The 14,340-nt window shown below is 43.8% G+C and carries 14 protein-coding genes and 1 pseudogene; 10 read left to right on the top strand and 5 right to left on the bottom strand.

Translation table 11 applies throughout. The annotated features are described in order from the left end of the window. Positions 1–195 precede the first annotated feature (195 nt). Both C6H04_RS00005 and C6H04_RS00010 read left to right on the top strand, forming a co-directional pair. Positions 196–717 (top strand): hypothetical protein, encoded by a 522-nt coding sequence (locus C6H04_RS00005; protein WP_104731968.1) that lies wholly within the window; start codon positions 196–198, stop codon positions 715–717. 692 nt (positions 718–1,409) lie between these two features. Next, on the top strand, positions 1,410–2,198 hold the full coding sequence (locus tag C6H04_RS00010) for a hypothetical protein (RefSeq protein WP_104694907.1): 789 nt from the start codon (positions 1,410–1,412) through the stop codon (positions 2,196–2,198). A 47-nt stretch (positions 2,199–2,245) separates the two neighbouring features. Here the strand turns inward: C6H04_RS00010 and C6H04_RS00015 are convergent, their stop codons facing one another. After that, on the bottom strand, positions 2,246–2,632 hold the full coding sequence (locus tag C6H04_RS00015; protein WP_199766057.1) for a YbgC/FadM family acyl-CoA thioesterase: 387 nt from the start codon (positions 2,630–2,632) through the stop codon (positions 2,246–2,248). A 109-nt stretch (positions 2,633–2,741) separates the two neighbouring features. Here C6H04_RS00015 and C6H04_RS00020 point away from each other — a divergent pair, with 109 nt between their 5' ends. The 5 genes from C6H04_RS00020 to coaBC all read left to right on the top strand — a co-directional run bounded on the left by C6H04_RS00020 (position 2,742) and on the right by coaBC (position 8,749). After that, a complete protein-coding gene (locus C6H04_RS00020) occupies positions 2,742–4,076 on the top strand; it encodes a sodium-dependent transporter (RefSeq protein WP_104694908.1) in 1,335 nt (444 codons plus the stop codon). Between the two features lies 1 nt (position 4,077). After that, positions 4,078–5,412 (top strand): sodium-dependent transporter, encoded by a 1,335-nt coding sequence (locus C6H04_RS00025; protein WP_104731969.1) that lies wholly within the window; start codon positions 4,078–4,080, stop codon positions 5,410–5,412. 88 nt (positions 5,413–5,500) lie between these two features. Further along, entirely contained in the window at positions 5,501–6,466 is a 966-nt protein-coding gene (locus C6H04_RS00030) for a phospholipase A (protein ID WP_104694948.1), read from the top strand. 11 nt (positions 6,467–6,477) lie between these two features. Continuing rightward, entirely contained in the window at positions 6,478–7,482 is a 1,005-nt protein-coding gene (gene pseB / locus C6H04_RS00035; protein WP_104731970.1) for a UDP-N-acetylglucosamine 4,6-dehydratase (inverting), read from the top strand. Further along, a complete protein-coding gene (gene coaBC / locus C6H04_RS00040; RefSeq protein ID WP_104731999.1) occupies positions 7,475–8,749 on the top strand; it encodes a bifunctional phosphopantothenoylcysteine decarboxylase/phosphopantothenate--cysteine ligase CoaBC in 1,275 nt (424 codons plus the stop codon). The genes pseB and coaBC overlap by 8 nt, the downstream gene beginning before the upstream one ends. On the opposite strand, the gene C6H04_RS00045 is transcribed toward coaBC, so the two are convergent. Both C6H04_RS00045 and C6H04_RS08025 read right to left on the bottom strand, forming a co-directional pair. Beyond that, positions 8,746–9,696: a D-2-hydroxyacid dehydrogenase gene (locus C6H04_RS00045; RefSeq protein ID WP_104694911.1), complete on the bottom strand. Its 951-nt coding sequence runs from the start codon at positions 9,694–9,696 to the stop codon at positions 8,746–8,748. The two genes, coaBC and C6H04_RS00045, sit on opposite strands and share 4 nt — an antisense overlap. Positions 9,697–9,985: 289 nt before the next feature. Next, the gene (locus C6H04_RS08025) at positions 9,986–10,231 is read right to left on the bottom strand and encodes an aldo/keto reductase (RefSeq protein WP_104731971.1); all 246 of its coding nucleotides are present in this window, start codon (positions 10,229–10,231) and stop codon (positions 9,986–9,988) included. A gap of 506 nt (positions 10,232–10,737) precedes the next feature. Between C6H04_RS08025 and tnpA the strand changes: the two genes are divergently transcribed. The 3 genes and pseudogenes from tnpA to C6H04_RS00065 form a co-directional block, all read left to right on the top strand. Beyond that, entirely contained in the window at positions 10,738–11,217 is a 480-nt protein-coding gene (gene tnpA, locus C6H04_RS00055; RefSeq protein ID WP_104731972.1) for an IS200/IS605 family transposase, read from the top strand. Beyond that, a complete protein-coding gene (locus C6H04_RS00060) occupies positions 11,171–12,289 on the top strand; it encodes an RNA-guided endonuclease InsQ/TnpB family protein (protein WP_104731973.1) in 1,119 nt (372 codons plus the stop codon). The genes tnpA and C6H04_RS00060 overlap by 47 nt, the downstream gene beginning before the upstream one ends. Positions 12,290–12,448: 159 nt before the next feature. After that, positions 12,449–13,105, top strand: a pseudogene (locus C6H04_RS00065) (glycosyltransferase family 10 domain-containing protein); the annotation flags it as partial. A gap of 167 nt (positions 13,106–13,272) precedes the next feature. On the opposite strand, the gene C6H04_RS00070 reads toward C6H04_RS00065, so the two are convergent. Beyond that, the gene (locus C6H04_RS00070) at positions 13,273–13,743 is read right to left on the bottom strand and encodes a glycosyltransferase family protein (protein ID WP_233711362.1); all 471 of its coding nucleotides are present in this window, start codon (positions 13,741–13,743) and stop codon (positions 13,273–13,275) included. Continuing rightward, positions 13,733–14,266, bottom strand: coding sequence for a hypothetical protein (locus tag C6H04_RS00075; protein WP_104695521.1), 534 nt, complete (start codon positions 14,264–14,266; stop codon positions 13,733–13,735). Before C6H04_RS00075 ends, C6H04_RS00070 begins: the two co-directional genes overlap by 11 nt. Positions 14,267–14,340 lie beyond the last annotated feature (74 nt).

Raw genomic sequence — 14,340 nt, forward strand, 5'->3', positions numbered from 1 at the left:
TCACCTCCTTTCTTAGAGAAACCCTTTAAGACTTCGTTGTCTTAGAGCAGGCTCAAGGCTCTCTTGCTTAGGTGTTAAGGTTTGTTCAAAATCTCCTGGATTTTCTTAAAACCTTAAAAAAATCTCTTTATATTTTTCTTCAGTCTGTAGGATTTTTTGTTAAAACACCCTTTTATCTTTGGTTGAAGGCTCTCTATGGGACAAAAAGAGTTATTGCAAGAATTTATAAATCTTAAAGAGAAAAACGAAAAATACAGAGGTAATTCCAATGCTCAGGCTGGGTATTTTAACCCCCTTAAAGCACAATGGGATTTATGGTTAAAAAACTTAAATCTCAATTACACGACCTATATTAGTTTTTGGGAGCACAACCAGCCCACGATCTGCTTTGGGCGCAAGGATATTTTGGGTGATAACTATGTCAATGGTCCTATTTTTAAAAAGCAACATGGGATTTATATTTGGCTAGGTTGCCAGTGGAAAAGGCGCACTTTTAAGTTACGTATCGGTTGTTCCAACAATTATAGCAACGCTTCCAAACAAAAATGCACAGCTTTAGACAAATTATTCACTTTTGAGAAAGGGGCTTATCAATACAAACACGAAAAGACATACCCCAACCTGGCCGCACTCCAAGAAAATTTTTTATACGACTTTGTTGCGCTGGTGAAAGTATTCAACGCAGTGCCTAGAGAGGATTTTTTACTCAAAGTATAGTTGAGGATAAGGTCAGGTATGCTCGATAGATATAAGTTGTTGTATTGCATGGCTTTTTGGGTGCGTGGTTTTATCCAGATTGCGTGTAAAACTCTACTCTTTGGGGCTCAAGATGTAGGTGCATGCTAAGAAAAGACAAAGCTATCCTCGCAATAGATAATCGAGATTAGCGAGAACCTGGTGCAGCAGAGTTGGATGCGCTCATTCTAGCCACTAAAATTAAGTGCGATGATTGGGATGTAATCTATTCTTGAAGGACTTGGGCTAGAGAGGCTTTGAGGCCTCTTAGCTTGAGTTCTCAAAGTCCCAATCTGCAGGCTCAATGGGTCTAAACTGACTTAAGAAGCTCAAACCATCCAACTGACCTTGTGTAATGGCTAAAAACACCTCTGACATTGTTTTGAAGCCCTGGGTATGGAGGCGCTAAAGCGAAAATCAGCATGCCCTAGCATGGCACGCAGGATTTGTCCTTCTGTGCTCAAGGGAGTTAGGGGGGTTTAGGCATGCTCTTTTTGAGGGCTAGTAGGATAGGGGCGCGCAGGTTACCAATAACCAATCGAGTTGTTAATGGATTTATTTGATCAGAACACATGGCAGATAGGCCTTATGATGGAGAAGAATCTGTGTATAAGTGTGCAAATTAATCCTGTGACTAGTATAATCAACCTTCTGATTCCAATTAAAGGATAAGTATGAATCCTCTACCAAGTCTTTTGCAAGACTCCCAAAAGCGTTTGATTTTAGATGCGCGTGCCTACGCGCACAAGGTGCTTATGCAACAGAAACCCTATCCCTGGCATGATGCTACACTTTATAGTAATTACATGAAACAGGTCGCTTCTTTGCTGAAAGCCGATGTGCTAGTCTTGCGCTTTGATAAACTCTTAGAAGAGGAATTACAAACTAACCGCGCTCTAGTAGCCAAGATGGCTGAAAAAAGCCGTAGCACTTATGCTCTCAAAGTTTTCATGGCAGATGAGGAGTTGCGTGCTATCACAAGTTCATTAGTCAACACCGCCACTAACACTTTACATGTGCACATACTAACCCAGCTTCCTTCTCCTCTAGCACTCCTGAAAATGACCGCTAGAGCTGTAGGAGCTAGTGAGGAATTTGAAGATGAGCATATCGAAAATGCAGGGGTGTACTACGCTGATTGGTTACGCTCCTACAAGGATTCTAAAGTCTGTGGTTTGCTATTTGATGCGCGCACACATAACCTTTCTGAAGAACTCTATCAACCCATTACAAACACTGCGAGTAGTTATGGTTGGGTTGTAGGCCTTAGGCAGGAGAAGGCCTTACATTTTTTAGGCCAAAGGGAGTCCATTCCTGTCTTGGATTCAGATTTTTGGATCGATAAGAGTGAGGGCGGGGCGTGCGCGGGCGGGGCGTGCGTGAATCGTGTTTTCTTTACAGAAATTCATCAAGAAGCAGTGCCCGAAGTGGTGCTAGAAAAGCTTAAAGAATTTGCCATCTAAATTTAGTTCAACAGCCATTCAACATGAAGAGATTCGCCCCAGAATGTTCAGAGCAAACTTTTCAAGAGAGATGCAAAGGGTACGCTGATGGGAATGGGGGTGTGGGTGGTTTGAGAGATGAAGGCTAGTTTGACCTGCATGCAAAAAAGGCGCGTGGGTTCAGAGGTAACTTTTAATACTTCCTGTTCCAAGATCACACTAACTCTTTTCAATACCTTGAGCTTGGTGTGCACCTCGAGGGTGTCGCCCAGCTGGCCAGGAGCCAAAAACTCTGCCTGGATGGATTTGACCACAAAATACCCACGCTGATCCTGGGGGTGCAGGTGATGGGCAAAAAAAAGTTCGCTGCGAGCTCGCTCGCAATATTTGAAATAATTAGCGTGGTAGACGATCCCACCACAATCGGTATCTTCGTAATAAACTCTAAAGCGCATGCCAATCCAAATCATTGTTAAGGGGCACAATTCTACCCAAATAAAGTAAATCTTAATTCTTACTATGCTAGAATGCGTCTTTTTTTATTCCAACAGAAAGGAGCCTTAAGTGAACAACTTCTCCAAGTTAGGCTTTGTTTTAGCCGCTTTAGGGAGTTCGGTAGGATTAGGACATATTTGGCGTTTCCCCTATATGGCCGGCACAAGTGGTGGGGGTGGCTTTGTCATTCTATTCTTAATCCTATCACTCACTATAGGGCTCACGATGTTGATTGCCGAAATGGTGATAGGGCAGAGCACCCAAAAAGATGTCGCTTGTGCCTTTGCAGAGTTAGACCCCAACCCTGAGCGCAAAACCTGGCGTTATGCGGGGCTAATGCTCTTCACCGGTCCCATCATCCTAACCTTTTATGGAATCGTATTGGGCTGGGTATTTTACTACTTAGCGGTTGTAAGTTTCAATTTACCCACAGATGTCAAGGCTTCTGAGCAGATCCTAACCAATCTTTTAGGCAATTCCGTTGGCACGCAAGTCGTCGGACTGGCTGTAACCCTCTTGCTCAGTGCTTGGGTGGTCTCTAGGGGTGTCAAGGATGGCATTGAAAAGCTTAATTTTGTTTTGATGCCCTTATTGTTCATCATCTTTGTAGGCCTGCTCATCTATGCTTCCACCCAGGACTCTTTTAAAAAAGCTCTGGATTTCATGTTTGGGATCCGCATTGCTGAGTTTAATCAGAAGGTCTTCGTAAGTGCGCTAGGACAGGTCTTCTTTGCCTTGAGTTTAGGCATAGGGATCAATATCGCCTACGCTTCTTCCACCCATTATAAGCAGGATTTGCTCAAGAGTGCAGTCTGGATTGTCTTGCCAGGGATTGCGATCTCCTTGATGGCAGGCTTGATGATCTTTACCTTTGTCTTTGAATATGGAGCTAATCCTTCGCAGGGCGCAGGGCTTATCTTTGTATCCTTGCCTGTGGTGTTTTCCAAGATGGGGGCGATAGGAAGTGTGGTCTCTGTCTTATTCTTGTGTGCTTTGGCATTTGCAGGCTTGACTTCTACCATTGCGCTATTAGAACCCCCTGTGCAGTATTTGGTGGACAAGAATTATTCCCGTTTCAAAGCAACATGGGTACTTACAGCGGTGGTTTTTGCGGTGGGCGTGGTGCTCATCTTCTCGTTAAACGCTAAGTATGGGGCGCACTTGACCTTTTTTGGCAAAAATCTCTTTGATTTGACGGACTTTTTCTCTACCTCCATTCTGATGCCTTTTTGGGGACTTGTATCTGTCATCTTTGTAGGTTGGGTGGTGAGCAGAACTAAACTCTATGCAGTGAGCCTGCACTTTTTGAACAAGTTGATGTTCCTTGTATGGGTATTCTTGCTCAAGTTTATTGCGCCTATAGTAATTTTGGTGATTTGGGCTGTGAAGATTTTGCAGGGCTAGCATGGGCTTCTCTAGACTAGGTTTTATCTTAGCCACCTTGGGGAGTTCCATTGGACTAGGGCATATTTGGCGCTTTCCCTACATGGCAGGGAGCAATGGCGGAGGGGCCTTTGTCTTGCTCTATCTAGGACTCACTCTCACTTTGGGAGTGGCCATGCTCTTGGTGGACATGGTTATTGGCAATTTGGGGCGTAAAGATGTGGTTTCTTGCTATGAACATCTCAACACCAAACACAGAAAAGTATGGTCATGGAGTGCTTTACTCCTCCTAGGTGGACCTATTATCATGTCCTTTTATGCCGTGGTATTGGGCTGGATTCTCTACTATTTATTAAAAGTGAGCTTTAATTTGCCCGTTTCTTTAGAAATAGCCCAACAAACCTTTGGCACATTGAGCTCTAGTGATCTAGCATGGCAAATAGGGGGGTTTAGTCTTTGGCTGTGGCTTACGGTGTGGATTGTTTCTAAGGGGATTAAAGAGGGGATTGAGCGCCTGAGCCTATGGCTTATGCCTCTTTTATTCATCATCTTCATTGGCTTGCTCATTTATGCCATGACCTTGCCTAGTTTTTCCAAGGCCATGGCGTATATGTTTAGTTTTGATGCTAGTAAGATCACCCTTGAAGTGCTTTTAGAGGCCTTAGGGCAGATGTTTTTCTCTCTGAGTTTAGGGGTGGGCACCATCACTACTTATGCCGCTTTCACGCGCTCTAATGAAAATCTCCTAGGGAGCTCGCTATGGGTAGTTTTGCCCGGCATTGCTGTTTCCTTGGTAGCCGGTTTGATGATCTTCACCTTTATTTTTAATTTCAATGGCGAGCCTTCTCAGGGCGTGGGTCTAGTCTTTATTTCCTTGCCCCTGATCTTCCATAGTATGGGTGCCATAGGTCCCTTGATTGCCTTTTTATTCTTCTTGGCTCTGATCTTTGCAGGAATCACCTCTACGGTCTCTCTCATAGAACCTGCGATTCTCTATCTGATGAACCACTTTAAATGGAGTCGTTTTAAAGCCTCGTATTTGGTTGGCCTGGGGATTTTTCTCTTAGGGTTGCTGGTGATTTTTTCCATCCACAAGGATTATTCCAAAGCCCTGACTTTCTTTCACAAAAGCGTCTTTGACTGGGCGGATTTCATCACTTCTTCAGTCACCATGCCCTTAGGAGGTCTTTTTTCACTTATCTTCCTAGGATGGTTCATGCACAAAAAACGTATTTACAAGGCCAGCGCGCGTTTTTTAAGCCGCCCTGCCTTTGTGGTGTGGTTTTTTAGTGTGCGCTTTATTGCCCCGATTATTGTATTACTCATTCTCATGTTGCAGTTTTTTAAAAGTGCGTAAGCTTCTTTTAATCCTCTGCGCTTGTTGCACCTCAGAAAGCTTGGAGCTAAGTTCTTCTCAACTCAAAAATACGGGTTATATTGGCACCATGCCTTCTGAGAGTTTTTACAAGCCAAGTTTTTATAGCCTCAAAGACAGCTGGGAAATCGCCCCCGCAAAGCCTAAAAAAACTCATCCCTTTGTGGAGTTTGCCCGGAAATACTTAGAGCTAATGGAGTATAGAGGGACTTATTTTATGCCTTATTACCACAGCTTCACACCCATTTACCAGTGGTATCACCCTGATATTAACCGTTACCAATCTACAGAATTTAAATTCCAAATTAGCTTTAGAGTTCCTGTATTCAGGCATTTTCTCTTTACCACGGGCACGCTTTATTTGGCCTACACACAAACTAATTGGTTTCAAATTTATAACAACCCTCAAAGCGCGCCCATGCGCATGGTTAACTATATGCCTGAACTCATTTATGTTTATCCTCTCAATCTCTCTATTTGGCACGGTAAATTGGGGACTTTGAGTGAGTTTTGGTTTGGGGGGCAACATATCTCCAATGGGATTGGGGGGCGGCAATGTTATCAAAAATATGAAGATGGAAATGCCCTGGGGGCGTTTCCTGGGGGTCCTGTGCGTGTGGTGAAATACAGCAATGGACAACAAGAGATCGAAGGGGGGTGCCGCTCAGTGAGTGCCGGACAACGCCCAGTTTTTCACCTAGTGTGGCAAAAGGGCGGGTTAAAAGTTAATGTTGCCTACTGGCCCTACATCCCCTATAACCAATCCAACCCAGATTTGATCGATTACATGGGCTATGGGAATGCTCTTGTAGAGTACAGACGCGGACGGCATCATTTTGAAATGCGCCTCTATGACATTTTCACTCCTTATTGGAAATTCAAGCGCTGGCATGGTGCAGTGCGTCTGGGCTACACTTTTCGCATTAACACCTTCGTGGGCTTTTACGCCCAATATTTTAACGGCTATGGAGATGGACTCTACGAATATAATGTGTTTTCCAACCGCTTTGGGGTAGGAATCCGACTTAGTCCCTAAAAGGTTGCTTAATGGGGTTTTTGGAACAAAAGAATGTGCTTATCACTGGAGGTACAGGGAGTTTTGGAAAAGCGTGCACCCGTGCACTCTTGCAGGAACACAATCCTAAAAAAATCATCATTTATAGTCGTGATGAGCTCAAGCAATACGAAATGGCGCAACACTATAAAGACCCTAGAATGCGCTTTTTTCTGGGCGATGTGCGCGATAAGGACCGACTCTGTGCAGCCATGCAAGAGGTAGATGTGTGTATCCACGCAGCCGCGCTCAAACATGTTCCCATTGCTGAATATAATCCCTTAGAATGCATTAAAACCAACATTTTAGGGGGAAGTTGCGTGATTGAGGCGTGTCTGCAAGCACATGTGGGGCATGTGATCGCCTTAAGCACGGACAAGGCGAGCAATCCTATCAACTTGTATGGAGCAACCAAGCTTTGCAGTGATAAACTCTTTACCAGCGCTAATAATATGAAGGGGAAGGCGCGCACAAAGTTTAGCGTGGTGCGTTATGGCAATGTTGTAGGCAGTCGGGGCAGTGTGGTGCCTTTTTTTAAATCCCTCATCGCACAGGGTGCACAGAGTATTCCCATTACAGACACACGCATGACGCGCTTTTGGATCACCTTAGAAAAAGGAGTCGCCTTTGTGCTCAAGAGCTTAGAACGCATGCATGGGGGGGAAATCTTTGTGCCTAAAATCCCCAGCATGGAAATTATCCAACTGGCTAAAGCCCTAGCACCCCATCTGCCCCTAAAAATCATCGGAGTGCGCCCCGGGGAGAAATTGCATGAGGTGATGATCAGCGCTGATGACAAAGCGTTAGAATTTGAGCATTTTTATATCTTAGAGCCTACTATTTCCTTCCAAACTCCTATAGATTACCGCAAAACCTTATTGGGAGAGCAGGGAGTCGCTGTACCTGAGGGGTTTAGTTATAATAGTTTGGACAATCCCAACAAACTAGACACCTCTACGCTCCTGCAGATGATTAGCAGTTTAGATGATCATGCCTGATACTTTAGATTGGCTGTGTTCTGGTCATCTCCTAGAGGGCAAGCGTATTTTATTGCTCGTCAGTGGCTCGATCGCTGTTTATAAAGCCTTGGACCTGGTGCGCGTGTTTGTGAAAATGGGAGCTCAGGTGCGCGTTGTGATGAGCGCGCATGCATGCCAATTTGTGAACCCGCTCAGTTTTGAAGCCCTGAGTCATTGCAGTGTGCTCACTTCTCAGAGTGAACGCTGGAATTTACAAGAAGGCATGTGCGCCAACCACATTACTTATGCCACATGGGCAGACTTAGTTGTGGTTGCGCCCGCAAGTGCTAACACTCTAGCCAAGCTTGCCCATGGTTTAGCGGACAATGTGCTCTGTGCTACCTTTTTAGCCAGCAGCGCGCCCAAAATTTTAGCCCCCAGCATGAACACCCAGATGTTAGAGGCACGCGCTACTCAAGAGAATTTGGCGCGCCTGCAGGCATGGGGCTGTGAAATTGTAGAGGCGCGAGTAGATCTACTCGCCTGCAACACAACAGGCAAAGGTGCGATGGCAGAAATTTTAGAAATTGTAAGTGCTAGCGCGCGTACCTTAATGCGCACCCCCTTTTGGGTCTCAAAAGAAGTGGTGATCACGGGCGGAGGAAGTATAGAGCGCATCGATGCGGTGCGCTATGTGTCTAACCACTCAAGTGGATTGCAAGCAAGTTCCCTAGCTCTCGCCCTCTGGCTCAAGGGCGCACGAGTGTTCTTAATCTCTAGCGCCTTCCCCTTAAGTCTACCTATGGATATAGGGTGCATCTGTGTTAAAAGCGCACAAGACTATTTGAACGCCCTACAAACTAAGCAAAATCTTGAATTCCCTCCCTTCTTGTTCATGCTCGCAGCTATCAGTGATTACAAGCCCACCCATCCCCATGTAGGCAAACTTAAAAAACAAGATTTAGGAGTGCATTGGGCTTTGGAATGTATGCAAAATGTGGATATTTTGCGCGCTGTGCAGGGATTTTACAAGATTGCCTTTAAGGCAGAAGAGGGAGGCATGCACCTCTCTTCTGCCCTGAAGAATGCCCAAACATTACTAGAAGATGTGGAAAACGGGGGCAAGGGATGTCAGATTGTGTGCCTAAACACCCTAGAGCAAAACCCTTTTGGAGCTTTAGAAAACCAAATCACCTTTTTGAGCAGATTGGCGTGCCGGCGCAGCGCGCGCATGGACAAGTTCAATCTAAGCTTGGAAATTTTAGACTTTGTACAAGAGAACTACTTAGAGCAAAAGCAGTTCTAAGTGTGTTGACGTAGATGGATATACTCTCTAACATTTTCGATTGTGCCCGCTACGAGCTTTTTAATGGTATTGCCATAACCCCAAGCGATATGGGGCGTGAGCAAAAGTCTATGTTGGATATCGGGGTTTAAAAAGGGGTGATTAACACGCATGGGCTCTTGTTCAAACACATCTGTGCCGTAGTAAAAATCCTGTGTTACTAGTGCCTTAGCCACCTCTTCCTCATTGACAATCCCCCCTCGCCCCACGTTGACTAAAACCGCCTTCTCTTTTAAGAGAGGCAGATTAGAGGCATTGATGAGGTTATGGGTTTGCTCATTGAGCGGGGCGTGGATGGTGATCACATCGCTAGTGCGCAACAACGCTTCTAGGGATTTTTCAGGATAAGTACTATCGTGGTTGCGCCCACTCGTCGAGGTATAACTCACCCGCGCGCCAAAACTGAGCGCGCTCTTAGCCACGCTTTTTCCAATATTACCCAAACCAATGATCCCCCACTCTTTATTCTCTAAGGCCAATAAATCCTTATTAAAATGTGTAAAAACCTTGCTCTTGCAATACTCTCCACTTTTACAATAGCGATCGTAATAGAACATATTAGACAACAAGGCAAACACTAGAGCAAAGGTATGCATGGTTACGCTGTGGGTGGAATACCCCTCTACATTTTTGATTGCAATACCCAATTCCTGCGCGCAAGAATGATCGATGATATTTGTCCCCGTGGCAGTAACGCAAATAAGTTTGAGTTTAGGCAAGTTTTTTAGCGTGGGTGCATCCATTACAACCTTGTTAAGAATGACTATTTCAGCATCCTTGCACCGCTCTAACACTAATTCTTGAGGCGTGTTTGGGTAAGAAGTTAGATCGACAAATTCCTCTAGGGGAGCAAGTTTATGAGTCCGCCCTAAAGAATCCGCTTCTAACATCACTGCTTTAATTTTCATCGATTCTCCCTTGCATTTTGTGAGCAAGATTAGCACAAAATTAGCAATGTGAGCTGAACACCAACTCTGCAATTTAGGGAATTTGACAAGGTGCAGGAGAGCATTGCGCGCAACTTAGATCGCCTCACCCAATTAGAGGAATACCTAGATCGCTTAGAAGACAACTTGCGCTACACGCGCAAGATTTGATTGTTTCATTTACCACCTTCTTGTTGAGATTTTTGGGGTGGCGATCCCCAGTTGCAGCGATTTTGCCCAGCTCTTGGTTAAAGTCTTCCAGCCCGCCAGCTTACCACTGCACGCGTGAAGTCCCAATATTTTCAGTCAAGCACTCTTCTTTAGTTGTGCCAAACAGCGGGATCGTCCCACTTTGCATGCGCAAAATCCACGATAGGGCGATTTGGACTGGGGTGGCGTTTTTACTCTTAGCAGTATCTTGTAACGACTTCACTAAAATGTCATTTTTGACTAAATTTTCAAAGCCCTTACAGACCAAAAACCCACAATGGGTGGAGCTTAGCTGCCAACGCGTCATTACGCTTAATCTTGGCGGCTAGAATGAGCGTATACAACTCTGCCATATCAGGTTTTACTAATCCCATTTACCTATTGCGAGGATGGCTTTTATTTTCTTATATACACTTACATTTAGTGCCCTATAAGGATTGAGTTTTACACGCGTTCTGATAGAATAGATTTAAGAAAAAGAGGTTATTTGATTCAGCTTCAACCCCCTCGTTATGCGTAAGCTATCTAATTTTCGTACCCGAATTACGATATGATTGTTGCAGAAAAGGTACAAACAGTCCAGTTGATCTATTTCAGTCCTTCACATTTTTCACATTTTTGCTAGTGCGTCTTGTCCTGACATGCTAAAACACAACCTGGTCTGAGTGTAGCCAATCTTTACGTCCGTTACCAATCGCGCCGTAAAGCCCCTAGCTTTAGCTATGGGGATATAAGGCGTATGCTCTTTAGAGCATAATAAAAAAATATCCACTTTAAAGTATTAGTTAATCTTATGTTTGTATAATACAAAACATGCAAACTATCCAATACAAAAGTAATAATAATATTGTCTATTCTTGCAAATACCATATTGTGTGGTGTCCCAAATATAGGAGAAAAGTCCTTGTAGATCAGGTAGAGATAAGGTTAAAGCAAATCATTTTGGAAGTGGCACAAGAGCTAGAAGTGGAGATTTTAGAAATGGAAACAGATAAGGATCATATCCACATTTTGGCAGAAGTTGATCCAAGCTTTGGAGTGATGAAGTTTATTAGAACAGCTAAGGGTAGAAGTAGTCGGCTTTTAAGACAAGAGTTTGCACACTTGAGAACTAGATTGCCTACACTATGGACCAACTCTTGTTTTATTTCTTCTGTAGGGGGTGCACCTTTGGAGGTAATCAAGCAATACATCGCCAACCAGCAAAACTCTGAAAGACCCAAGCAGAAAAACAAGTGGAAAGACTATGTTAATCGCCTACAAGCAGAAACTCTACAGCACAAGCAGAAATAAGCATATAAGCAAACTTCTGCGCCTTTATGGCATTTGTTATAACCATTGTATTGCTTTGCATAAGAGGTATTATAGGCTCTACAAGAAACACTTAAAGCTCTATACTCTGCAAAAACATATCACTAAATTAAAACGAACAACACGCTTTAGCTTTTTAAAAACTCTAGGGTCTCAAACCTTGCAGGAGTTGGTAGAACGAATAGATAAATCTTACAAAAAGTTTTTCAAAAAGCAAAACAGACCCCCGTGTTTTAAAAAGGTGGCTCTGTATCAAGCTTTCACATCTAAGGGGAAGGTAGGTTGTAAAATCCAAGACAATGTTATTTCTTTTAATGGCTATGCTTTTAAGTTTGTCAAGGCCTATGACCTTGTAGGCAAACCCAAGACCTTAGCCATTAAAAGAAATAATCTGGGTGATCATTTCTTGTGCCTTGTATGTGAAAAAGAGGACGAGCCGGCGAAAGCAGAATGCTTGAAGCCGTTTGCGAGCGAGCCTGCATGCGGTAACAGCGTGGGGCTTGACTTTGGGTTGAAGACTTTTCTCACCTGCTCTAATGGCACACAGATACCATCGCCTTTATTTTTCTCTAAATATTTGCCTTTGATTCGTGCTTGTAGTCGTTCTCTATCCAAAAAGAAAAGAGGTAGCCATAGACGCTTGAAAGCTAGGCTAAAACTTGCTAGGTTGCATAGAAAAATCAAAAATCTAAGAACAGACTTTTTCTATAAGCTTGCCAATAGCCTATCTAAGCAATACACCACTATTTTCATTGAGGATTTGAACCTGAAGGGTATGGTTAAACTTTGGGGACGTAAGATTAATGACTTGGCTTTTGGTGAATTCGTGGCTATCTTGGAGAGAAAAACCCAAGTGGTCAAGATTGATAGATTCTATCCCAGCTCTAAAACCTGCTCTAGCTGTGGGACACTCAAAGAGGATTTAAGCCTAAAGGATAGGGTGTTTAAATGCTTGGGCTGTGGTTTTGAAGTGGGTAGAGATTTAAACGCAAGCATCAATATACACAGAGTGGGGGCATCCACTCTTGGAGTAGAGGCGCTAAGACCCGCCTAGCGGGCTAGCCTTGATGATACCAGAATCCCCTAGCTTTAGCTATGGGGAGTATGTCAATATACACATCTTTGGACTTTCTTAAAACTTGCTATCATGAGTCCAGATTCCCCATTTAAAGTGGATGAGCGGACCAGGCAGGCCTTTTATAAAAACTATCTCGAGCTAAACTCTAACTACCAATATACGGAGAAGGCCCCCCACTGTACCATCACCCTTAACGCCTCTTTTAAAGATAACTATCCCCATTGTATCTTCTAGCTAAAAATCAGAGTGATCCCCTTCAAAGAGGGTTTGCAAGCTTTGTAGCCTCTAATCCTAACGCTCCTATGCGCAATGCCTGTTATCAAGAGCTTTGTGCATATCGCCCAGTTGCGGGGGGGGGTATTTAACACGATTGGCAAACCTATTAAGAACAAGTGGGAGTTTTTAAGCCAGCATAAATTTAATCTCTGCTTTGAAAATTCCAAAGACCATGGCTATACTACCGAAAAAATCGTTGATGCTTATTTTGCCCACACTATTCCCATTTATTGGGGTAATCCCGTTGTGGCTAGAGATTTCAATCCCAAGAGTTTTGTCAATGTGCACGATTTTAAGGATTTTAAAGAAGTCCTAGATTACGTCCGTTACCTAGATACCCACGATAACGCCTACTTGGAGATGCTTCATGCCCATCCACTTAACACTATAGAGGGCCAACCCAAATTCCATCAAGACCTGAGCTTTGCTAAAATTTTAGCATTTTTACAAAATGCGATCTATTCAACCGAGATTTACCATAACGACGGTGCGTACTCCATGACGATTAGAGAATTACTGAACCTACTGACTAGAAAGCTGTCTAGAAAAATAAAGAAAAGGTAGCGTTGAATCATCGTTTCATCTCAAAAGAGTTTTGATATAATCAGCCAATCGTCACGATCGCTTTAGCATCAGACACAAGTGTTCCCAGTGTTTAATGTTGGAGGCTTTGTAGATATAGCTTAGTTTACTCCATGAATAATCCTATCAAATACATCCCTGAAGCGTTTTTCGTAGGTGTGTTTGCTGGAAGCCTCTTTAAAAGCTTTATCCCTGATTTTTTGCAATTCTTCTTTGTGGTCCAAGTAGTAGCGCACTTGTTGAACGAGTTGAGGAATACTACGATAGAAGATCATGCTATCTCTCTCAAAGAGAGCCTCCAAATCTTTGTTGTAAGTAGTGATGTAAGCTGCCCCACTCATGGGTGCATCAAAGTCGCGCAGTTTCATATTGATAAAGTTTAACGATTCTACATTTCCACAGCCTAACACTAATTCGCATTGGTTAAAAAATTCGTTGGTTTGCTCTAAAGGCAAACGACCTCCAAAGCCGTATCCATAGGCCTTAACTTTAAACTTTGCCTTCTCTAGGGCTTGGATCAGTTCACCCCCCACACCTCCGTCAAAGCCAATCTGGCTTAACTCAAATGCCACACACCGGATGAATTTTACTTGCAGGGCGATGGGTAAAACTAAGTACCTTGAAATTTGAAAGATTATCGCCTAGGGCTGTATGGCCGTGCGCAGTTTCAGGATAACTAAAGGTAACCTGCACCCATTCTCGAGCGTGCACCAAGGGTTCCATGTTTTCCTTGCTATATGCCTTGACAGCCACCTCAAAATGCGCCTGTTTCACTCCATTGGCTAAAGCGACGATCCTAGGCTGGGTGAAGAGATATGCCTTGGCGATCGCATGGGGTGCAAACACCTGAGCGTTACGCTTGAATTGTTCGAGGACCGCAGACTCTAATTTGGGGTCGAGCACGCTTTGTAAGAATTCGTAACGAGCCTGCTTTTGGGTTGCGTCGTGGCCAAAGAGTGCTTGGGCAAATTTGTTAAGAAAAAAATTATCAAACCGCGTGCTTTCTTCAGAAATGGTTGATATAGAAGTAGCTGCCCACAGAGGAGCGCTAAAGCTGAGGAATCCGCAAAGAGCGGTAGCAACAAAAGGCTTCATGAGGAACCTCCTGGTTTGGTTGTATTTGCAGAGGGGTCTAGCGCGATTGGGTTAACCTAGTCTTAATAGGAGAA

Source organism: Helicobacter salomonis (assembly GCF_900197775.1).
Taxonomy (GTDB): Bacteria; Campylobacterota; Campylobacteria; order Campylobacterales; family Helicobacteraceae; genus Helicobacter; species Helicobacter salomonis.